The organism is Bradyrhizobium valentinum (assembly GCF_001440405.1).
Taxonomy (GTDB): Bacteria; Pseudomonadota; Alphaproteobacteria; order Rhizobiales; family Xanthobacteraceae; genus Bradyrhizobium; species Bradyrhizobium valentinum.
In genome coordinates, this window is record NZ_LLXX01000221.1 from 37841 (window position 1) to 58974 (window position 21134).

General features: G+C 63.0%; 18 protein-coding genes and 1 pseudogene. 11 read left to right on the top strand and 8 right to left on the bottom strand.

Annotated elements, in window-relative coordinates; all coding sequences use genetic code 11:
- Positions 1-6: 6 nt before the first annotated feature.
- The 3 genes from CP49_RS38225 to CP49_RS38235 all read right to left on the bottom strand — a co-directional run bounded on the left by CP49_RS38225 (position 7) and on the right by CP49_RS38235 (position 3668).
- Entirely contained in the window at positions 7-2079 is a 2073-nt protein-coding gene (locus CP49_RS38225) for a TRAP transporter permease (protein ID WP_057855284.1), read from the bottom strand.
- Between the two features lie 52 nt (positions 2080-2131).
- Positions 2132-3283 carry a TAXI family TRAP transporter solute-binding subunit gene (locus CP49_RS38230; RefSeq protein WP_420807689.1) on the bottom strand — a complete coding sequence of 384 codons (1152 nt, stop codon included), beginning with the start codon at positions 3281-3283 and terminating at the stop codon, positions 2132-2134.
- Positions 3284-3446: 163 nt separating this feature from the next.
- Positions 3447-3668 (bottom strand): acyl-CoA carboxylase biotin carboxyl carrier protein subunit, encoded by a 222-nt coding sequence (locus CP49_RS38235; RefSeq protein ID WP_057855250.1) that lies wholly within the window; start codon positions 3666-3668, stop codon positions 3447-3449.
- 133 nt (positions 3669-3801) lie between these two features.
- Between CP49_RS38235 and CP49_RS38240 the strand changes: the two genes are divergently transcribed.
- Both CP49_RS38240 and CP49_RS38245 read left to right on the top strand, forming a co-directional pair.
- Positions 3802-4779: an IclR family transcriptional regulator gene (locus CP49_RS38240; RefSeq protein WP_057855285.1), complete on the top strand. Its 978-nt coding sequence runs from the start codon at positions 3802-3804 to the stop codon at positions 4777-4779.
- Complete coding sequence (locus CP49_RS38245) at positions 4709-6268, top strand: acyl-CoA carboxylase subunit beta (RefSeq protein ID WP_057855251.1); 1560 nt, start codon at positions 4709-4711, stop codon at positions 6266-6268. The genes CP49_RS38240 and CP49_RS38245 overlap by 71 nt, the downstream gene beginning before the upstream one ends.
- A gap of 116 nt (positions 6269-6384) precedes the next feature.
- On the opposite strand, the gene CP49_RS38250 is transcribed toward CP49_RS38245, so the two are convergent.
- The 4 genes from CP49_RS38250 to CP49_RS38265 form a co-directional block, all read right to left on the bottom strand.
- Positions 6385-7668 (bottom strand): MFS transporter, encoded by a 1284-nt coding sequence (locus tag CP49_RS38250; RefSeq protein ID WP_057855252.1) that lies wholly within the window; start codon positions 7666-7668, stop codon positions 6385-6387.
- A 262-nt stretch (positions 7669-7930) separates the two neighbouring features.
- The gene (locus CP49_RS38255) at positions 7931-8116 is read right to left on the bottom strand and encodes a hypothetical protein (RefSeq protein ID WP_057855253.1); all 186 of its coding nucleotides are present in this window, start codon (positions 8114-8116) and stop codon (positions 7931-7933) included.
- The gene (locus CP49_RS38260; protein WP_057855286.1) at positions 8113-9804 is read right to left on the bottom strand and encodes an FAD-dependent monooxygenase; all 1692 of its coding nucleotides are present in this window, start codon (positions 9802-9804) and stop codon (positions 8113-8115) included. Before CP49_RS38260 ends, CP49_RS38255 begins: the two co-directional genes overlap by 4 nt.
- 12 nt (positions 9805-9816) lie before the next feature.
- On the bottom strand, positions 9817-10587 hold the full coding sequence (locus tag CP49_RS38265) for an enoyl-CoA hydratase (RefSeq protein ID WP_057855254.1): 771 nt from the start codon (positions 10585-10587) through the stop codon (positions 9817-9819).
- 83 nt (positions 10588-10670) lie between these two features.
- On the opposite strand from CP49_RS38265, the pseudogene CP49_RS48395 reads away from it, so the two are divergent.
- Both CP49_RS48395 and CP49_RS38270 read left to right on the top strand, forming a co-directional pair.
- Positions 10671-10799, top strand: a pseudogene (locus tag CP49_RS48395) (PaaI family thioesterase); the annotation flags it as partial.
- A gap of 79 nt (positions 10800-10878) precedes the next feature.
- Positions 10879-11499 carry a TetR/AcrR family transcriptional regulator gene (locus tag CP49_RS38270; protein ID WP_057855255.1) on the top strand — a complete coding sequence of 207 codons (621 nt, stop codon included), beginning with the start codon at positions 10879-10881 and terminating at the stop codon, positions 11497-11499.
- 160 nt (positions 11500-11659) lie between these two features.
- Here the strand turns inward: CP49_RS38270 and CP49_RS38275 are convergent, their stop codons facing one another.
- On the bottom strand, positions 11660-12574 hold the full coding sequence (locus CP49_RS38275) for a LysR family transcriptional regulator (RefSeq protein ID WP_057855256.1): 915 nt from the start codon (positions 12572-12574) through the stop codon (positions 11660-11662).
- A 172-nt stretch (positions 12575-12746) separates the two neighbouring features.
- On the opposite strand from CP49_RS38275, the gene CP49_RS38280 reads away from it, so the two are divergent.
- The 7 genes from CP49_RS38280 (at position 12747) to CP49_RS38310 (ending at position 21013) form a co-directional block, all read left to right on the top strand.
- Positions 12747-14243: a CoA-acylating methylmalonate-semialdehyde dehydrogenase gene (locus CP49_RS38280; protein WP_057855257.1), complete on the top strand. Its 1497-nt coding sequence runs from the start codon at positions 12747-12749 to the stop codon at positions 14241-14243.
- A gap of 120 nt (positions 14244-14363) precedes the next feature.
- Positions 14364-15509 carry an isobutyryl-CoA dehydrogenase gene (locus tag CP49_RS38285; RefSeq protein ID WP_057855287.1) on the top strand — a complete coding sequence of 382 codons (1146 nt, stop codon included), beginning with the start codon at positions 14364-14366 and terminating at the stop codon, positions 15507-15509.
- Positions 15506-16579, top strand: coding sequence for an enoyl-CoA hydratase/isomerase family protein (locus tag CP49_RS38290; protein ID WP_057855258.1), 1074 nt, complete (start codon positions 15506-15508; stop codon positions 16577-16579). Before CP49_RS38285 ends, CP49_RS38290 begins: the two co-directional genes overlap by 4 nt.
- Before the next feature lie 34 nt (positions 16580-16613).
- The gene (gene mmsB / locus CP49_RS38295) at positions 16614-17501 is read left to right on the top strand and encodes a 3-hydroxyisobutyrate dehydrogenase (RefSeq protein WP_057855259.1); all 888 of its coding nucleotides are present in this window, start codon (positions 16614-16616) and stop codon (positions 17499-17501) included.
- Positions 17502-17639: 138 nt separating this feature from the next.
- Positions 17640-19370, top strand: coding sequence for an AMP-binding protein (locus CP49_RS38300; RefSeq protein ID WP_057855260.1), 1731 nt, complete (start codon positions 17640-17642; stop codon positions 19368-19370).
- 3 nt (positions 19371-19373) lie between these two features.
- Entirely contained in the window at positions 19374-19853 is a 480-nt protein-coding gene (locus CP49_RS38305) for a MaoC family dehydratase (RefSeq protein WP_057855261.1), read from the top strand.
- Between the two features lie 242 nt (positions 19854-20095).
- Complete coding sequence (locus tag CP49_RS38310; RefSeq protein WP_057855262.1) at positions 20096-21013, top strand: SDR family NAD(P)-dependent oxidoreductase; 918 nt, start codon at positions 20096-20098, stop codon at positions 21011-21013.
- Positions 21014-21134 lie beyond the last annotated feature (121 nt).

Below are 21134 nucleotides of genomic sequence, written 5' to 3' on the forward strand. Positions count from 1 at the left end.
ACGCAATCAGGGTGCGTGCAACTGGTTCGCTGCCGGCGCCTGCCGCCGGATCAGCACCAGCGCGAGCAGTGTGGTGGGTACGAGAATGGCGAGACCGAGCATTGTCACCTGCATCTGCGACAGCGGCATGATCCCTCCGCCGGGCGTGGCCACCACGAACCCGCCGATGACGAGCAATACGCGCAACGGCCATTCCAGCGTGCCGGTGCGCCGGAGGTCGCCGACAAAGACCTGGTAGCCCTGAATGCCGCCGCAGATGAACAGCGTGCCGAAGCCCGCCAGCGCCATCAGTCCGATTCCTTCCAGATACGGGCTTGGTCCCTGCAGCACCAGCGCCGGGTTCAGCACGAAGAAGAACGGAATGAAGTAAATGATGCTGCCGACCCACATCGATTCCCAGCCGGTCTTCATCGCCGGTGAGCCGGCGATGCCGGCTGCGGCGAAGGAGGCGATGGCAACCGGAGGCGTGATCGACGACAGCATGCCCCAGTAGAAGATGAACATGTGCACGGCCATGCGATTGAGGCCGAGCTTCTCCAGCGCGGGCGCCACCAGGATGGCGAGGAAGATGTAGCAGGCCGTCGTCGTCAGTCCGAGCCCGAGAACGAGGCTGGTAAAGGCACACATCACAAGCAGCAGCAACGCATTGTCGCCGGCGAGCCGCAGCAGGTCGTTGGCGAGACTGGAAACCACGCCGGTCATCGAGAACGCGCCGATCAGGAGGCCGCAGCCGGCGAGGATGCCGACCAGTTCGACGAAGGTGCGGCCGTTGACCTCGAGGAACTTGTTGATGGTCCCGAGCGTCCAGCGCGTGTCCTTGGAGAAGAGTTGGTTCAAGACCAGCAGCAGCGCGGTCGCGTAGAACGGCGCGTGGCTCTCACGCTTGAAATGCAGCAGCATCACGATCAACAGCGCGATGACGAAAATGTAGTACCAGCCGGCCTTGACCGTATCCCAGATCTTCGGCAGCTCGGCGCGCGGAATGCCCTTTAGCCCGTGGCGGGCGGCATAAGAATCGACCTGCATGAACAGGCCAATGTAATAGAGCGTGGCCGGAATAATCGCGGCAACGGCGACTTCCGCGTAACTGACGTTGAGGAACTGCGCGATCACGAATGCGGTCGCGCCCATCACCGGCGGCGCCAGCACTGCGCCGGTCGATGCGCAGGCCTCGATCGCGGCAGAATAGGAGGCACGAAAACCGCTCTTCTTCATGACGGGAATGGTCATGGTGCCGGCGGTCAGCACGTTGGAGATGATCGAACCTGACATCATGCCGAGCAGGCCAGAGGCAAAGATGCAAACCTTTGCGGCGCCACCGCGGAAGGTACCGCACAGCGCAAAGGCGATGTTGATGAAGAATTTTCCCGCGCCCGTCATCATCAACGCGGTGCCGAAGACCAGAAAGCCGATCACGGTATCGGCGAAGGCCTGGATCGGAATGCCAAGCAGGCTTTCGCCCGACAGGACGTGATAAGCCGTCGCCTGCTCAAGCGTCGATTCGGTGCCACGAAACGGCCCCAACCACTTCGCGTCGGCGAACAGGGGGTAGACCGTAAACGGCAGCACGCTGAGCAGCAGGCTCCAGCCCCCGGTGCGCCGCAGCGCCTCCATCAGCACCACCCACATGATAACGCCGGCGATGATAACATTGGTTGGCGCGCCGCCGAATTCCCAGCCGGCTTCAGCGGCCTTGCGGACGCTTAGCATCAACAGGAGGGCGCAACCGAAGGTGGCGATGAAGAGCAGTATGTCGTACCAGGGAATGCGATCGAGCGGCGAGGTCTCGGTTCCCGGAAAGATCAGGAACGTGAACGGCAGCATCAGCGCGATGAGGAGATAGAAATATTCAGTGTTGAGCTGGGTATAGCCGAGAAAGAAGCGCAGTGAGAATTGCTGGTTGATACACAGGAGGATGGTTGCCGCGGTGGCAACCACGAGCGCCCAGCGCCACGCGCCGCGCAAGGTCCGTACGCGCGTGACCTCGGCCTCCTGCATATTGCCCGCGCCGGCATGCGGATCGTCGAATTCGATCCGCTTTGCCGGCGCGACTACGCTATCACTCGCAGAAGGTGACATCATTTCCCCCAAAGATGGTATTCGCCTTCTACCGAGGTCGGAAGAGGCCGTATCACTCGAAGCCGTTCGGCATATTGGCCTTTGCCAGCGCTTCAGCGCGTGCCTTCATCCAACCGTCGAGAAACGCCTTGTCATCCGAAGGCGGGTTGGCCTTGCCATAACCGGCCCATGCTGCCGCCAGCACTTGCTGGCGTTTCAGCAATTCCTTGTTATGGGCTTCCTGCGCGTCGGTCCACTGGCCGGCTTCCTTTAATGCCTTCGCGGCGCCCGGATGCACTGGAACCACCCAGTTCTTGGTCTGCCGGTCGGCCCCGAGGCCCGCGGCTCCTGGAGCGGCATCCTTGTAGCCGTCATAGCCCGTGATCATCGCCTTGGTGATGGAATAGACCTCGTCGACGGGCAGCGATCCATAGACCATGAAGATCGGGTAGGGGTAGTTGCCAAGCTCGATCGGCTTGTCCTTGGAGATACCGGCGCCGCAGGTCGCCATATGTGGGAAGAAGAACGAGCCGACCTTCTTCACGCGCTCCCAGCCGGCCTTGTCGTTGTGGGGTAGCGGCGGCCAGATGATGCCGCGCGGCGAGGTCTCGAGTTCCTTCGCCGGGCCAGTGATGGTGGTAGCGAAGGCAGCATCGACGTCGTTGTTAATCATGCCCTTCCACATCGCGCCATAGCTCGAGAACTCGACGGCCTTGACGTCGCTCTGCTTGAGATCGCCGAAGGCCAGGATGGCGAGCGCGTTCTGGTTCAGCGCCGGCGAACCGACGACGAAGCCGACGCGCTTGCCTTTGAGGTGCTTGATTTCGGTTACGCCGGTATCCTTGGCGACACCGAGCGTGGCGGCGTTGCAGTCGACCGTGGACAGAACGAGTTGCAGGGGTTGAGGACCCCACTCCTTGGAGCCGAATTCGAACACGCCTTCCTGGGCGAAATAGGTGCCGGAGCCCATCGCTGACATGGACGCGCGCTTGGCGCGCAGCGGCGCCAGCCGCGCCACGTCGTTGCCGGCGGGCAGCACGCGGACGTCGGTGCCGTATTTGTCTTTCATCACCTTGCCGACGGCGACCGCGATGTTGAATCCGGCGGTGCCGGTGTCGTAGGCGGTGAACGTCATGGTCGGCGGCAGCTTGACGTCCTCGGCGTATGCCGCCGGCGAGGTCAGCAGTGCGGCGCCTGCTAGGGCGATTGGCGCGAACGCCTTCATCCGATGAATCATTATTTTCCCCTCAGATTGTTTCGCTATGCGAAATTTTCTCGTTGATCATGTCATCGGCTGCTTGCGATGGCAACGTTGGGTATACACCAACACCAGAGCTGGACAGATTGTCGCGGAATTTCGCCGCGAGCAAATCTATGCCGTGATCCGGTTAAGCTTCGATGATCGCGACGACCTGTCCTTCGGCGATGACATCGTCGAGTTTGACCAGGATGGCTTTGATTTTTCCCGCCGTCGTCGACATGACCGGAATTTCCATCTTCATGGCTTCGACGAAGGCGATCTCGTCGCCGTCGTCGACATCTCCGCCAGTTGTGACGGGAAGCGCGCACACGCGGCCGGCGACGTCGGTGACAATCTTGATCTCTGGCATTTCCGTTCTCCCGGGGACCGTCTGACGGACTGACTGTCCTCGTGAACGGCTTTTTGTTGTGGCCGCAGATTGCCTGAGGTAGTTTGTTCTGCAAGTGGAATTTTATTCCGCAGGGCGGAATGGAGCCATGAACATGGGAAGACGCTCGGAACGGCTAAGCAAACAGGGAATGCTCGCCAGCGATCTGGCCGGCGAGGGTGATGTGATCCAGGTGGTGTCGCGGGCGTTCGACGTCTTGCGCTGCTTCGAGGGTCACGAAGCCAGGCTAGGCAATCTGGAAATTTCCAGTCGCTGCGGCCTGCCGCGATCGACAGTATCGCGGCTTACCCACACGCTGACGCGGATGGGCCAGCTCGTCTATCTGCCGCGCGACCAGAAATACCGCATCGGCCCGAGCGCAGTGGCGATGAGCACCTCGATGATGAAGGGGTTGCAGCTTCGCAACCTGATCCGGTTGCGGCTACAGGATGTCGCCGACCAATTGCCCGGCACCGTCGGCTTCGTGATTCCCGACCGCTATCATCTGGTCTATCTCGAATTTGCGCGTGCAGCCAACGCGCTCGGCCTGCATGAAGGCACCGGCAGCCGCATCTCGATGACCAGCACCGCGGCCGGCTTTGCCTACACCGCAGCGCTCGATACCGACGTCGGCGACGCCCTGATCGCCGAAATGGAGCGTGAGATCCCGGGAGATGCGGCGCTGTTGAAGTCACGCATCGAGGACAACCGCCGCCACTTGCGCGAACACGGCTACGTCGTCGGCTGTGGCACCTGGAGCCCGCATATCAACGGTTGCGCGGTGCCGATCTGGTCGCCGCAATATCAAACCTTCGTAGTTGCGACGATCGGCCTTCTCTCCGCGATGTTTGATGAGAAGCGGTTGCACAAGGAAGTGGCGCCGCAGATGCTCGAACTCGGCGTTGCGCTTGGCGGCCTGCTCGAAGGCGCCGAGGGCGACATCTTCCCGAGCCGCATCGAACGAAAGCCGCTTCCGGTGCCGACCCATAACAACAACAAGATCATCAAGACGGAGGATACGAATGAACTGGAAGCCGGAGCTCGACGAGCTCGCTCGGCGCGAAGCGTTCGCGCGCGAGATGGGAGGCGTTGACAAGGTCAAGCGCCAGCATGACCAGGGCCGGCTCACGGTTCGTGAGCGCATCGACAGACTGATCGACAAGAATTCCTTCCACGAGATCGGCGCGATTTCCGGCATCGCCGAATACGACGATAACAGCGAGCTCAAGCACCTGACGCCGGCCAACTGCGTGTTCGGCCGCGGCAGGATCGACGGTCGCACCGTGGTCGTGGTCGGCGACGATTTTACCGTGCGCGGCGGTTCAGCCGACGCCTCGATTTCCGCCAAGCCGCTGATGGCCGAGGAGATGGCGCACGATCTTCGCCTGCCGATTATTCGCGTGATCGAAGGCTCGGGCGGCGGCGGCTCGGTGAAGACAATCGAAACCCGTGGCGCGGCCAATCTGCCCGGCGGCGTCGGCGGCACGCGCTGGTACTGGTTCACGACCGCGAACATGGCGCGCGTGCCCGTGGTCGCGCTTGGGCTTGGTTCGGTCGCGGGCCTTGGCGCGGCGCGGCTTGCTGCCAGCCATTATTCGGTCATGACCAGGAATTCCGCGATGTTCGTCGCGGGTCCGCCGGTCGTGAAACGCCTTGGCCAGGACCTGACGAAAACGGAGCTTGGCGGCGCGGAGATCCAGACCCGCGCCGGCGGCGTCGATGATGCCGTCGACACCGAGGAGGAGGCGTTCGAGCGCGCCAGGCGTTTTCTGTCCTATCTGCCGTCATCGGTGTATGACCTGCCGCCGACCGCGCCCTGCAGCGACGATCCGGAGCGCGCAGAAGAATCGCTGTTGAAGGCGGTGCCGCGCAATCGCCGCCAAGTCTACAAGATGCGCCCGATCATCGACGCCGTCGTCGATAAAGGCTCGTTCTTTGAGGTCAACGCCAATTTCGGCCGCCCGATCATCACCGGGCTTGCCCGGCTCGAAGGCCGGGCGGTGCTGCTATTGGCGAGCGATCCCTTCCACTATGGCGGGTCGTGGACGGCGGAAGCGTGCCAGAAGGTGGTGCGCTGGGTCGATTTCGCCGAAACCTTCCATTTGCCGGTCGTGTACCTGATGGATTGCCCCGGCTTTATGATTGGGCTCGAGGCCGAAAAATCGGCGACCATCCGCCACGGCGTGCGCGCAATGGCGGCAGTCAACCAGAGCACAGTGCCCTGGTGCACCATCATCGTGCGCAACGCGTTCGGCGTGGCTGGAGTCGTGCACCAGCCGGCCAACCGTTATTCGATGCGCTATGCCTGGCCGTCGGCCTATTGGGGCTCGCTGCCGCTGGAAGGCGGCATCGAGGCTGCCTACCGCGCCGACATCGACGCGGCGGAGGATCCGGCCGCGAAGCTGAAAGAGATCGAGGAGCGCCTCAACAAGCTGCGCTCGCCGTTCCGCTCCGCGGAGAAATTCTGGGTCGAGGAGGTGATCGATCCCCGCAAGACGCGTTCGCTACTGTGCGAATTCGCGCGATTGGCGGAGCCGATTCGCAACGTAGGCCCGCCAATGAACATGTCGACGCGGCCGTGATGGGATGTCATTCCGGGGCGATGCGCAGCATCGAACTATGGTGCGCAATTGCGCACCTGAGAATCTCGAGATTCCGGGTCTGGTGCTAACGCACCATCCCGGAATGACGTGTTCTCTCACGCCGCCACCGACTTCGGCGGCCGCGAGATCGCCAGCACGATCAGCGCCGCCACCACGCAGAGCGCGCCGGCGACGAAGAACGCCGGCAGGTAGGTCTGCAGCATTGTTCGCGACAGGCCGGCGCCGAAGGCTGCGACGCCTGCACCCAATTGATGGCCGGCAAAAATCCAGCCGAACACGAGGTTGGCGCGTTCGGGACCGAACCGTTGGGCGGTGAGCCGTACAGTTGGCGGCACGGTCGCGATCCAGTCGAGCCCGTAGAACATCGCAAACAGCGAAAGGCCGTAGAGCGTGAAGTCGGAGAAAGGCAGAAACAGAAGCGATAGTCCGCGCAACCCGTAGTACCAGAACAGGAGCCAGCGGTTGTCGTAGCGGTCGGACAGCCAGCCGGAGGCGATGGTGCCGACGAAATCAAAAATGCCCATCGCCGCGAGCAGGCTCGCCGCCTGCACCTGCGGAATCCCGAAATCGAGGCACATTGGGATCAGGTGGACCTGCACCAGGCCATTGGTGCTGGCGCCGCAAATGAAAAAGGTGGCGAACAGGATCCAGAACACGCCCGACTTCGAGGCGTCGCGCAGGGTGCCGAGCGCTGCCGCCATGATCGGCGTGTTGTTGGGGGGAGGCGCGGGCAGCGGCTCGGAGCCTTCGTTGCCAAACGGCCGCAGGCCGACATCGCTCGGCCGGTCACGCATGACCATCAGCACGGCAAAGGCTGCGACGCCCAGCATGACGCACACCAGCGCCAGCGCGAGCCGCCAGCCATAGGTGTCGGTCAGGCTTGCCAGGAGCGGCAGGAAGACGAGCTGCCCGGTGGCGACGCTTGCGGTCAGGATGCCGACCACGAGGCCGCGCCGCGCCACGAACCAGCGCGCGGCGATCGTGGCGCCCAGCACCAGCGCCGTCATGCCGGTGCCGATCCCGATCACCACGCCCCACAGCAGCATGAGCTGCCAGACCTGCGTCATCGCCAGCGATGCGACGAGGCCGGATACGACGATCAGCAGCGCCAATAGCGTCACGTTGCGCAGCCCGTAGCGGTTCATCAACGCGGCGGCGAACGGCGCCATCAGCCCGAACAGGATGAAGCGGATCGACAGCGCCGAGGAAATCTCGGCCGTGGTCCAACCGAATTCCTTCTGCAGGGGCACAATGAAAACGCCGGGAGCTCCGACCGTGCCGGCGGAGATCAAGGCAGTGAGGAAGGTCACGGCGACCATCGCCCAGCCGTAGTGGATGTTGCGGCGGGCGAGGGTGGCTGACAGCCAGTTCGAGATCATTGGGCCTCAGGGGAAGGTTTGCCTGGTTTGCTTGGCGCATTCTGACGTGACGATGGTCTGACTTGAATGCCGTACTTCCCTCATTTTAAGACATGACCACCGGGAAGCGCTGGTGCCGGAATTGATCCGCACGCGAGTCAATCCGGCATTAGATTATAGACATAATATTATGCGCTGCAAAAAATCGCAACAGATCCTCCCATGAAAAATCTCGCCGTTCGCATGAGATAAATTGATCGGCAGCGATTGATGCGAACGCCCGCTACTCCAGTCCGTCAAGCGCGGTCTCGATGGCCTTCCTGAAGGCCGCGATATCGCCGAGCTCGTGGCCGAGCACGAGCGCAAGCCGGGTCAGGAACAGCGCTTCGCGCGCAGGTCCCGCCTGGTCGATTGCTGTTGCCAGCGTCTCGTAGGCGGTCTCGAAGTCCTCGAACGGCATGGCGCTCATGGCGTCTCGCTTCCCAGGCAAATCTTCGCGGTTTTCAGGATCTCGCCGGGAACGACGGCCTTCCATCGCCCGGCAATATGCAGGTCGGGCCGTAGCAGATAGAACGTGCCGGGGCTTGCGGCGAACAGGCGGGCGATTTCGCCGCCGCTATCCGCAATGGTATTCGCTGCGGCGGGCGAGTCGCGTGAGCTGACCAGCACCGGAACGAAACGCTTGTCGACCCGGCCGAGTTGCACAAGTAGCGCCGCCTGTTCAGCCGTGGGTTGCCCTTTGCAGAACAGGATCGCCGTCAGGCCGTTGCCGGCGCGATCCAGCAGATAGCTTCCGTCGGCAAGCGTGGCGTTGGGCGCGGCGCTGCCGCAAGGCGAGCCGCCGGCAAATTCGGCATCGCGTCCGGCATAGGGCGTCAGCGGGCTTTCCGAATAGGTGTAGGGTTGCATCTGGCGCGGATTGGCGAGCCCGCGCGGAAATTCGTGTGTCAAGCTGAGCGACAGCGCCGCCTCGCGCGCCAATCGCCAGCCGCGCGTCGGCGGCGTCATGAAGCGGGTGCTCTTGGTGGCGTTGGCGAACACGTCGAGGGTCGCGCCGCGCCGCTCCGGCGAATAGCTGTCGAGCAGCCGCTCGTCCGCCTCGCCGTGGAGCACAAGCGCCAGCTTCCAGCCGATATTTTCGGCATCCGCCAGGCCGTTGTTCAGCCCGCGCACACCGAAGATCGGCACGATATGCGCGGTATCGCCGATGAAGAACACGCGGCCGTGCCGGTAATCGTCGAGACACAAGGTGTTGGCGGAATAGATGCTCCACCATTCCAGCTCCCACGGCTTTGTATGTCCGATATCGGCAAGGATCGCGCTCACACGGGCGCGGATGTTTTCCTCCCGCAGCGCCTCTTGCTCGCTCTCGCCTTCGCGGAGCTGATAATCCACGCGCCAGATACTGTCCGGTTGCTTGTGGATCAGCACTGTCCCGCCCGGATTGCCGCTTGGTTCGAAAAAAGCACGGCGCTCGGTCGGAAAATCGTGATCCATCCGGATATCCGCGATCACATAGCGGCCTTCGTAATTGTCGCCCTTCAGCCGCAAGCCGAGCATCGATCTGACAGGCGAGCGCGCGCCGTCGGCGGCCAGCACATAGTCGGCATCGAGCCGATAATCGCCCTCCGGCGATGAAATCCGAACCGATACGCCGTCGTTGTGGGGCTCGATGCTAGAGAGCTCGCTTTGCCAACGTATGTCGATGAGGTCGCTGGCCGCGACCGCGTCGTGCAGGAATTTTTCGATGTACTGCTGCTGCAGATTGTACATCGGCAGATATTTTTCGCTCGGCGGCTGCGGCATCTCGAGCCGAAAGATCTGTTCGCCGCGATAGTAGCTGCGGCCGAACCGCCAGCCGAGCGCCTTTTCAACAAACGGCGCGACCGCCCCGACCCGCTCCAGAATATGCATGCTCGGCCGCGCGATGCAGATCGCGCGGCTGCCGTCATTAAACGTGTCCTTGCGATCGATCAGCACGCTGCGGATACCGTAGCGCGCCAGCACCAGTGCCGCAGTCATGCCGATCGGGCCGGCGCCCACGATCAGGACGGGATGCCGTGTCACGAGACCGTCAAGCTCGGGGACGCGCCGTGCCGCAAAGCGTGGATAGTCAAAGTAGAGCGACTCCAGCGCTCCCTTGCCGGCAGGTCTCATGCCTCCCTCCATCTATCTCTTGCGGTCGAGAAATCCCTGCATCAGCCGCTGCGGCTCGCCGGTCAGGAAAGACTGCCCGAATACGCCGACGCTTAAGTTGACGGATTCGGTTAGCGGCAGTTCCTCCCACTGCCGCAGCAGCACCTTCTGCGAGCGCAGCGCTTCGGGACCGCATTCGAGCAGTGCCTTCACCGTATGCTCGACTGCAGCATCGAGTCCGCCTTGCTTCGCAACCACGTCGACCAGGCCCCAGGCGAGCGCGGTGGACGCGTCGATGTTTTCCGCGGTCATGACAAGCCAGCGGGCGCGGCCCCAGCCGATCAGCCGCGGCAGCAATGCGGCGTGGATCACCGAGGGGATGCCGACGCGCACTTCCGGCATGCCGAATTTGGCGTCGTGAGCGGCAATACGGAAATCGCAGGCGGCAGCGACTTCGAGGCCACCGCCGAGGCACCAGCCGGGTAGCCGCGCGATCACCGGCGCGGGAAAGTTGCGTACGGCCTCGCAGAGGTCGCGCAGTCGCGTAATGAAGGCTTCGGCCGATTGCTGGTCGAGCTTCGCCATCTCCTTGATGTCGGCGCCGCCGATCATGCTTTTCTCGCTCTGTCCGGCCAGGATCACTGCGCGAATGTCCTTGTCGCCGGCGAGCTTTTCAAAGCCTTCGCGAACCCCATTGGTGACGGCGGACGAGAGGATGTTGAGGGAGCCTGCGTTGCAGATCGTGAGGCGGACCACGCCTCGGTTGTCACGCTCGATGCCGCAATGAGGATTGAGCATTTCCATTATTGTTTTCCCGGACTTGTTTTCGCGGTTGGCGTCACTTCCAGGACATTGCGCCGGGTTGTCAAGGGGAGGCGGGGGAGGGGTCAGGCACGATCGCGGCGGAAGGCAAGGTGGTAAAATTCGGCCGCCAGACCAGCTACGCCGAAGGCTTCGTTCGCGATGGCGCAGGCAATCTTGCAGTGCACGCGACCGGAACGTTCACGATGATCGGCGCTGAAAAGCGAAATAGATGCAGCTTTTCGCCCGCGCAACTGCTATTATATGACTGCAGACATTTAATGGGGCGCCTCGATGCGTTATTCGAAAGAGCACAAGCACGAGACCCACGCGCGGATCGTGAAGAAGGCGTCGGTTCGGCTGCGCGAAAAGGGCGCGCATGGCATCGGCGTTGCCGACCTGATGAAGGAGGCAGGCCTGACTCACGGCGGCTTCTACGCGCATTTCGATTCCCGCGAGGCGCTGGTGATCGAGGCCTTTGCCTACGCGATGGACCGCTCGATCGAGCACTGGCGCAAGCTCGCCGATGAAACCCCACCGGAGAAGCGGCTGTCGGCGATCGTGGATTCCTACGTCTCGACCGTGCATCGCGACGATCCCGGTCGAGGTTGCGCAGTTACTGCACTCGGCGCCGAAATTGCCCGGGAAAGCGCCAAGACCCGCAAGGCCTTTGCCGCCAAGCTGGAGCAGTTGATTGACGTGATGGCCGATCAGATTACGGATGTGCCACGGAAGACTGCGCGCAGGCAGGCGATGGCCACGCTGGCGACGATGATGGGCACGCTGGTGATGTCGCGCGTGGCGGGCAGCGGTGAACTGTCCGACGAAATTCTCGCTTCCGGCCGCGAGGCGGCGCTGGGTCGCGCCGAGGCGACGAAGCCGGCCGCGAAGAAGGCGCGGGCGAAGGTGAATTAGAGTCGACGACCTCTCCACGTCGTCCCGGCGAACGCCGGGACCCATACGCCGCGGCTTCTCGATTTATAACGGCTGGTCGACGGCTTTCGCGCAACAACAAACGCCTGTGGTTATGGGTCCCTGCTTTCGCAGGGACGACGATGGATTTGTGCCCCGATCCTCACCTTCCGCCGAACAGCGCGCGCTCGCTCTCCACCGTCTCGCAGATGTAATCGGCCACCGCGCGAATCCGCGCCAGATCCTTGCTGTCGGCGTGCATCAGCATCCAGAACGTGCGCGAGATCGCCACCTCGTCCGGCAATACCGGCCGCAATTCGGGATGCGCTGTCGCCATGAAGTGGGGCAGCACGGCGATGCCAAAGCCTGCGATGGTGGCGTTGAGCTGCGCGATCAGATTGGCGCTGCGGAATTTGGCCGAGATTTTTGGCGAGACCTGCGGCAGGTAGTCCAGTTCCGGCGTGAACAGCAGTTCCTCGATGTAGCCGACGAAACGATGCCCGGGCAGGTCGCCGCGGCTTCTGATCTCGCCCGCGCGATCGAGATAGGCCGGCGCGGCATAGAGCCCGAGGCTGTAGTCGAGCAGCTTGCGGCCAACGATCCGGCCCTCCTTGGGCATCGAGAGGCTGATCGCAATATCGGCCTCGCGCTTCGACAGGCTGAACAGACGCGCGGTGGCGACGAGCTGCAGATCGAGATCGGGATACCGCTCGGTGAATCTTACCAGCCGGGCGGCCAGGAAGTGGCTGCCGAAACCGTCGGGCGCGCCGATCCGGACCGTGCCGGTGAGCTGGGCGCGCGAGCCGCCGACCGCCTCCTGGTTGGCGACGATGGTGGATTCCATAGCTTCCGCGCTGTCGGCAACCCGCTGGCCGGCCTCGGTCAGGAGATAGCCGGTCTTGCGGCGATCGAACAGTTTTGCGGAAAGATGCCGTTCCAGCCGATCGACCCGGCGGATCACGGTGGCATGATCGACTGAAAGCTGCTTGGCGGCAGCCGAAACCGATCCGCCGCGCACGATCGCCAGCACGAAACGGAAGTCATCCCAGTCGATCGTCTTGGTGCCTTGATCCAGCATTTCCGCACATCTATGGTGCAATATATCGGACTTGTATCCTAAGAAATGCGGGTCAAAAAGGGCTCCATAGCGTTTTCGAGCGAAGTGGGTGCCGGTTCGCGTGAAGAAAGCGCGTCAGAACACAATTTAGAGCCTCGGTTCGACCGCGGCTCGGCTCTCAGGGAGATCATTCATGCGCTCAATCGGACACTTCATCGGCGGTAAAGAGGTCAAGGGCACGTCCGGACGGACTGCCGACGTTTTCGAGCCGATGACCGGCGACGTCCAGGCCAAGGTGGCACTCGCGTCCAAAGCCGAGGTTCGGGCTGCCGTCGAAAACGCGAAGGCTGCACAGGTCGAGTGGGCCAACACCAATCCGCAGCGCCGCGCGCGCGTGATGATGAAGTTCCTCGAACTTGCACAGCGCGATTACGACAAGCTCGCCGACGTGCTGGCGCGAGAACATGGCAAGACCGTCCCCGACGCCAAGGGCGATATCCAGCGCGGGCTTGAGGTCGTCGAATTCGCCTGCGGCATTCCGCACCTGATGAAGGGCGAATACACCGAGGGCGCTGGCCCCGGCATCGACATCTATTCGATGCGGCAGCCGCTGGGTGTGGTCGCCGGCATCACGCCATTCAATTTCCCGGCGATGATCCCGATGTGGAAATTCGCGCCCGCGATCGCCTGCGGCAACGCTTTCATCCTGAAGCCGTCGGAGCGCGACCCCGGCGTGCCGATGATGCTGGCTGCATTGATGATCGAGGCGGGCTTGCCGGCCGGTGTCCTCAATGTCGTCAACGGCGACAAGGAAGCGGTCGACGCCATTCTCGACGATCCCGACATCAAGGCGGTCGGTTTCGTCGGCTCGTCGCCGATCGCGCAATATATTTATGAGCGCGCGGCGGCCACCGGCAAGCGTGCGCAGTGTTTTGGCGGCGCCAAGAACCACGCCATCGTCATGCCCGATGCCGACATGGACCAGACCGTCGATGCGCTGATCGGCGCGGGCTACGGCTCGGCCGGCGAGCGCTGCATGGCGATTTCGGTGGCGGTGCCCGTCGGCAAGCCCACCGCCGACCGGTTGATGGAAAAGCTGATCCCGCGCGTCGAATCCCTGAAGATCGGCACCTCGATCGACCCCTCCGCCGATTACGGTCCGCTAGTGACGAAAGAAGCGCTCGACCGCGTCAGGAACTATGTCGATATCGGCATCAAGGAAGGCGCCACGCTCGCCGTCGACGGCCGCGGCTTCAAGATGCAGGGCTATGAAAACGGCTTCTACATGGGCGGCTGCCTGTTCGACAACGTCACCAAGGACATGCGGATCTACAAGGAAGAGATCTTTGGTCCGGTGCTCTCGGTGGTGCGCGCCCACGACTACAAGGAAGCGCTGGCGCTGCCGTCGGATCATGATTACGGCAACGGTGTCGCGATCTTCACCCGCGACGGTGATGCCGCACGGGACTTCGCAGCCAAGGTGAACGTCGGCATGGTCGGCATCAACGTGCCGATCCCGGTGCCGATCGCGTACTACACCTTCGGCGGCTGGAAGAAGTCCGGCTTCGGCGATCTCAACCAGCATGGTCCGGATTCGATCCGCTTCTACACCAAGACCAAGACGATCACCTCGCGCTGGCCGTCCGGCGTCAAGGAGGGCGCCGAGTTCTCGATCCCGACGATGAATTGATGGTGTAGTCCAGGCCGTCATTGCGAGCGCAGCGAAGCAATCCATATTGCCGCGAAAAGGAAGAATGGATTGCTTCGTCGCTTCGCTCCGCGCAATGACGAGAAGAATGAGCAGCCCAGAATGCAGTTCGCTCTCAATGAGGACCAGACGGCGGTTCGCGACATGGCGCGCGAATTCGCCGCGGAGAAAATCGCACCGCATGCGCTGCGCTGGGATGAAGAGAAGCATTTCCCTGTCGACGTGATGCGGGAAGCGGCCACGCTCGGCATGGGCGGGATCTATATCCGCGACGACGTCGGCGGCTCCGGCATGACGCGCTTCGACGCCGCGCTGATCTTCGAGGCGCTGGCGACCGGTTGTCCGACCGTGTCGGCCTACATCTCGATCCACAACATGGCGTCGTGGATGATCGATGCCTACGGCAACGACATCCAGCGGCAGAAATGGCTGCCAAAGCTCTGCACCATGGAACTGTTGGCGAGCTATTGCCTGACCGAGCCGGGCTCCGGCTCGGACGCCGCCGCGCTCCGCACCCGCGCGGTGCGCGACGGCAATCATTATGTGCTCAACGGCCAGAAGCAGTTCATCTCTGGCGCCGGTGGCGGCGACCTCTATGTCGTGATGGTGCGGACCGGCGGCGACGGGCCCGGTGGCATCTCGACGCTGGTGATCGACGGCGACACGCCCGGGCTCTCATTCGGCGCCAACGAACGCAAGATGGGCTGGAATGCGCAGCCGACCCGCGCGGTGACATTCGAGAACGCGCGCGTGCCAGTCGAAAACCGGCTGGGCGAGGAGGGCATCGGCTTCAAGATCGCGATGGCCGGGCTCGACGGCGGCCGCATCAACATCGCGGCGTGCTCGCTCGGCGGTGCGCAGAGCGCGCTCGACAAGTCGCTGACCTACATGAAAGAGCGAAAAGCTTTCGGCAAACGCCTCGACGAATTCCAGGCGCTGCAGTTCCGTCTCGCTGACATGGCGACCGAACTGGAGGCGGCGCGAACCTTTGTCTGGCGCGCCGCGGCGGCGCTTGATCGCAAGGATACGGACGCCACCATGCTATGCGCGATGGCCAAGCGTTTCGGCACCGACGTCGGTTTCGAGGTCGCCAACCAGGCGCTGCAACTGCATGGCGGCTACGGTTATCTCAGCGAATACGGCATCGAGAAGATCGTGCGCGACCTGCGCGTGCACCAGATCCTGGAAGGGACCAACGAAATCATGCGGCTGATCGTGTCGCGCAAGATGATCGAGGGCGCGCGATGACGGACGCGGCTGTTGCACAGGGCGACCTGATCGCGCGCAAGGAAGGCTCGGCCGGCATCCTCCGCTTGAACCGGCCGAAGGCGATCAATGCCGTGACGCTGGAGATGTTCCACGACATCGACAAGGCGCTCGATGCGTTCGAGGTCGATCCGGCGGTCGCCGTGATCCTGCTGGAAGGCGCGGGCGAGCGCGGCCTGTGCGCCGGCGGCGATATCCGCGCTCTCTGGGAAAGCTCGAAAGCAAACGGCGATCTCGGCAAGATCCTGTGGCGCGACGAATACATCCTCAACGCCCGCATCAAGAAATTCCCGAAACCGTACGTCGCCTTCATGGACGGCATCGTGATGGGCGGCGGCGTGGGGCTATCAGCGCATTCTAGCCATCGCGTCGTCACCGACAAAACGAAACTGGCCATGCCCGAGGTCGGCCTCGGCTTCTTCCCCGATGTCGGCGGCACCTGGCTCTTGTCGCATTCGCCGGGGGAGATCGGCACCTATTTCGGATTGACCGGGCAGACCATGAATGGCCCGGACGCGATCCATGCCGGCTTTGCCGATGCCGTCGTGCCATCGGCCAAGCTCTCCGCGTTACGCGAGGCTCTCACCAAGGTTCGCGCCGGGATTACCTTGGCGGAAGTTAAAGCGCTGATCGCGGGTTTCGCGACGGGTGAGACCGCAGGTCCTGTTGCGGCGATGCAGGACAAGATCGATCGTTGGTTCGCGCATGACCGGATGGAAGACATCGTTGAGGCTCTACGGCGCGACGGTTCGGATCTCGCACAGGCGACGCTGAAGACGCTGAATGAAAAGTCGCCGCGCGGTATGGTGGTGACGCTGAAACTGCTGCGGCTGGCGCGTACGGCCCGCTCGCTGGAGGAATGCCTGGTGCGGGAATATCGCGCCGCGCTGGAAGTGTTTGCCAGCGACGATTTCCGCGAGGGCGTGCGCGCCGCCGTGATCGACAAGGACCGCAATCCAAAATGGTCGCCGCCGCGGATCGAAGATGTGACGCCGGAAATGGTCGCGCCTTATTTCGCCGAGATCGGCGCCGACGAATTGAAATTTCCCTGATCAAAACAGAAAAGTTCAAAGCGGAGGATTCGAGATGGCAAATATCGCATTCATTGGCCTCGGCAACATGGGCGGGCCGATGGCGGCCAATCTGGTCAAGGCCGGCCACAAGGTCACCGCGTTCGATCTGGTGGCGGCGTCGCGCGATCAGGCCAAGGCCGACGGCGCTGCGATCGCCGAGAGCTCGGTCGCTTCCGTCAAGGGCGCGGACGTCGTCATCACCATGCTGCCGGCGGGCAAGCATGTGCTGTCGGTCTGGAACGAAGTCGTCCCTGTCATGACCAAGGGCACGTTGATCATCGATTGCTCGACCATCGACGTCGAGAGCGCCAAGCAGGCGCATGCGCTCGCTGCGAAGCACGGCGTGCTCTCGGTCGACGCTCCGGTGTCGGGCGGAACCGGCGGCGCCAAGGGAGCGACGCTGACCTTCATATGCGGCGGCGAGGAGAAGGCCTTTGCGGCGGCGAAGCCCGCGCTGGAGAACATGGGCAAGAAGATCGTCCATTGCGGCGGCGCCGGCGCGGGGCAGGCGGCCAAGATCTGCAACAACATGATCCTCGGCATCTCCATGATCGGCGTCGGTGAGGCCTTTGCGCTCGCCGAAAAACTCGGCCTGTCGCATCAGGCGCTGTTCGACGTCGCCTCGACCTCGTCCGGGCAATGCTGGGCGCTCACTTCCTATTGCCCGGTGCCTGGCCCAGTGCCGGCCTCGCCTGCGAACAACGATTATAAGCCCGGCTTCGCCTCCAATTTGATGGTGAAGGATCTGACGCTGGCGCAAGACGCGGCCGACGCCGCCGGCGCCGTGACACCGCTCGGCAAGCACGCGCAGGAGATCTACAAGGCCTTTGACGCCGCCGGCCATGGCGGGGTGGATTTTTCCGGGATTATCCAGCACGTTAGGGGTCTCGCTGCGAAATAGCAGGCGTCACCCTGAGGTGCGAGCTCTTGCGAGCCTCGAAGGGTGACTTGATAGGTGTGGGCCCGTCCTTCGAGACGCCGCGCAGGCGCGGCTCCTCAGGATGACGGTCGTGGGTGTGGAGGCATCTGAGAGAACAGCATGACGACCTTCCAAGAAGCGCGCGCCTTTCTGCTCAAGCACCGCACCGATTACGATGCGGCTGTGAAGGGGTTTCGCTGGCCGGACCCGATCCCCTTCAACTGGGCGCTGGACTGGTTCGATGCGGAACTAGCAGGCAATGCCGACAGCCGGGACCGCACCGCGCTTTGGATCGTCGATCCCGGCGACAAGGAGACAAAACTTTCCTTCGCAACGCTGTCGCGCCGGTCCAACCAGGTCGCGAACTTTTTGCGCGCGCGAGGGCTAAAGCGCGGCGATCACCTGTTGCTATTGCTCGGCAATGTCGTGCCGTTGTGGGAGACGATGCTGGCAGCGATGAAGCTCGGCGTGGTCGTGATCCCCGCCACCACGCTGCTCACCCCGGATGAATTGCGCGATCGGCTCGATCGCGGCAAGGCGAGGGTTGTGGTGGCCTCGCAGGATCAGGTCGCGAAGTTTGCCGGCCTCGGTAGCGACAATCTGGTGCGGATCGTGGTCGGCGCGGCGTCGAAGCACGACGGCTGGCTGCCGTTCGAGCAGGCCGCGAGCGCGTCGGAGGATTTTGCGCCTGATGGCCCGACCAATGCCGACGACCCGATGCTGCTCTATTTCACCTCGGGTACCACGGCAAAGCCGAAACTGGTGCGGCACAGCCAGCGCAGCTATTCCGTCGGCGCGCTGTCGACGATGTTCTGGCTCGGCCTGCAGCCGGGCGACGTGCATCTCAATATTTCCTCGCCGGGCTGGGCCAAGCATGCCTGGAGTTGCTTCTTCGCGCCATGGAATGCCGGCGCCACCGTGTTCGTGGTCAACCAGCCGCGCTTCGACGCCAAAGCCTTGCTGGCGACCGTCGGTCGCTGCGGCGTCACCACGCTGTGCGCGCCGCCGACGGTGTGGCGGCTGTTCATTCAGGAGAAGCTCGCGGATTTCAAGGTAAGCCTGCGCGAGGTCTGCGGCGCGGGCGAGCCGCTCAATCCGGAAGTGATCGACCAGGTGAAGGCGGCGTGGGGCCTTACCATCCGCGACGGTTACGGCCAGACCGAGACCACCGCGCTTGCCGGCAATTCGCCGGGCCAGAAAGTCAAGGTCGGCTCGATGGGCCGCCCGCTGCCGGGTTACCGCGTGCAGATCACCGACGGCGACGGCCACGTCACCAAAGAGGGCGAAGTCACGCTGGTGCTCGGCGCCGACCGCCCCGCGGGCCTGATGCAGGGCTATCAGGGCGACGATGGCAAATTGAGCGGGGCGGACGGCGATCTCTATCGCAGCGGCGACGTCGTGTTTGCCGACGACGAGGGCTACCTCACTTTCGTCGGCCGCTCCGACGACGTCTTCAAGTCCTCCGACTACCGCATCAGCCCGTTCGAGTTGGAAAGCGTTTTGCTCGAGCATGAATCGGTAGCCGAAGCTGCGGTCGTCCCAAGTCCCGATCCGATCCGGCTCGCGATCCCGAAGGCCTATGTGCTGCTGGTATCGGGTGTGGAGCGTTCACCGGAAACCGCGCTGTCGATCTTCAAGCACCTGCACACCCGCCTTGCGCCATTCAAGCGCATTCGCAAGATCGAGCTGGTGACGGAACTGCCGAAGACGATTTCCGGAAAAATCCGCCGCGTACAGTTGCGCCGGCTCGAACATGATAATGTCAGAAGTGACGCGCTGCGCGGCACGGAGTTCCGCGAAGAAGAATTCCCGGAGCTGCAGAAGGTGCGGACCGCGGGGCTGGAGAGTTAATCAATGAATGAAGTCTGGAAGAAGCCGCCGGTCTCCTTTGAGGCCTATCAGGCCATGGTCGGCAAGGAGATCGGCGTGTCGTCCTGGCACCTGATCGACCAGAACCGCATCAACGTCTATGCCGACGTGATCGAGGACCATCAGTTCATCCATGTCGACCCCGAAAGAGCGAAGAAGGAAACCGCGTTCGGCAACACCATCGCGCATGGCTTCCTGACGATGTCCCTGATGAGCATCATGTCCTATGAGGTCATGCCCGTCATCGAAGGCACGGCGATGGGCGTCAATTACGGTTTCGACAAGCTGCGCTTCCTCTCGCCGGTCCGCGCCGGCTCGCGCGTCCGCGGCCGCTTTACGCTCATGGAAGCCAAGCTGCGCAAGCCGAAAGAGCTGCAATCGCGCACCAACGTGACCGTCGAGATCGAGGGCGAGGAAAAGCCCGCGCTGGTCGCCGACTGGATCGGGCTGATTTATTTCGCGTGATCTTTCAGCCCGTCATTGCCGGGCTTGACCCGGCAATCCATCACTGCTCAAAAACTGTCAATCGCGCGCTGCGGCCTTACCCTCTCCCCTTGTGGGAGAGGGTGGCGCAATCGAGCGGAGCGAGATGAAGCCGGGTGAGGGGTCTCTCTCCGCGGCGACAGACCCCTCATCCGGCACGGACTTCGTCCGCGCCACCTTCTCCCACAAGGGGAGAAGGGAAGAAGAAGAACTAGGAATTTCGCATGGCAATCAGGTTTGACGGACGCGTCGCTATCGTCACCGGCGCGGGCAATGGTTTGGGGCGGGCACATGCGCTGGGGCTGGCGAGCCGTGGCGCCAAGGTGGTGGTCAACGATTTCGGCGGCGCGCGGGACGGCACCGGCGGCTCGCTGACGCCGGCCGAAGCCGTGGTCGAGGAAATCCGTAAAGCCGGCGGCATGGCGATGGCCGATGGCACCGACGTCTCCAAGTTCGGACAGGTGACGGCGATGGTCGAACGCGCCACGAAGGAGTGGGGCAGCGTCGATCTCCTGTGTGCCAATGCCGGTATCCTGCGCGACAAGTCGTTTGGAAAAATGGACGTCGCCGACTTTGCCAAGGTGCTCGACGTCCACCTCGTCGGTACGTTTTACTGCTGCAAGGCGGTGTGGGATGGCATGCGTGAGCGCAACTACGGCCGCATCGTGCTGACCACCTCGTCGTCGGGCCTGTTCGGTAATTTCGGCCAGGCCAATTACGGCGCGGCCAAAGCCGGAATGGTCGGCCTGATGAACGTGCTCGCCGAGGAAGGCCGCAAGAACAACATCCGCGTCAACACAATCTCGCCGACCGCGGCGACCCGCATGACCGAGGAACTGCTGCCGCCGCAGGCGCTGGCGCTGATGCGCCCCGAGGCGATAACGCCGGCGGTGGAATTTTTGCTCAGCGAGGACGCCCCGACCCGCACCATCATGGGCGCCGGCGCCGGTTCGTTCGCGGTGATCAAGATCATCGAGACCGAGGGTATCAATTTAGCGCAGTCCGACTGGACGCCGGATGCGATCGCGGCGAATTTTGCCGAGATCGATGATGTGTCGAAAGCGAAGGCGCTGCAGGGCGCGTTCGAGCAGACGCAGAAATATGTCGCGCAGGCCGCCGCAAGGGCGGGGATCAAGCTGTAGGCCATCGCCGTCATTCCGGGGCGACGCGAAGCGTCGAACCCGGAATCTCGAGATTCCGGGTCTGGTCCTTCGGACCATCCCGGAATGACGTTCTTCGCTTTGGCCGCCGAATCCGGCTTAC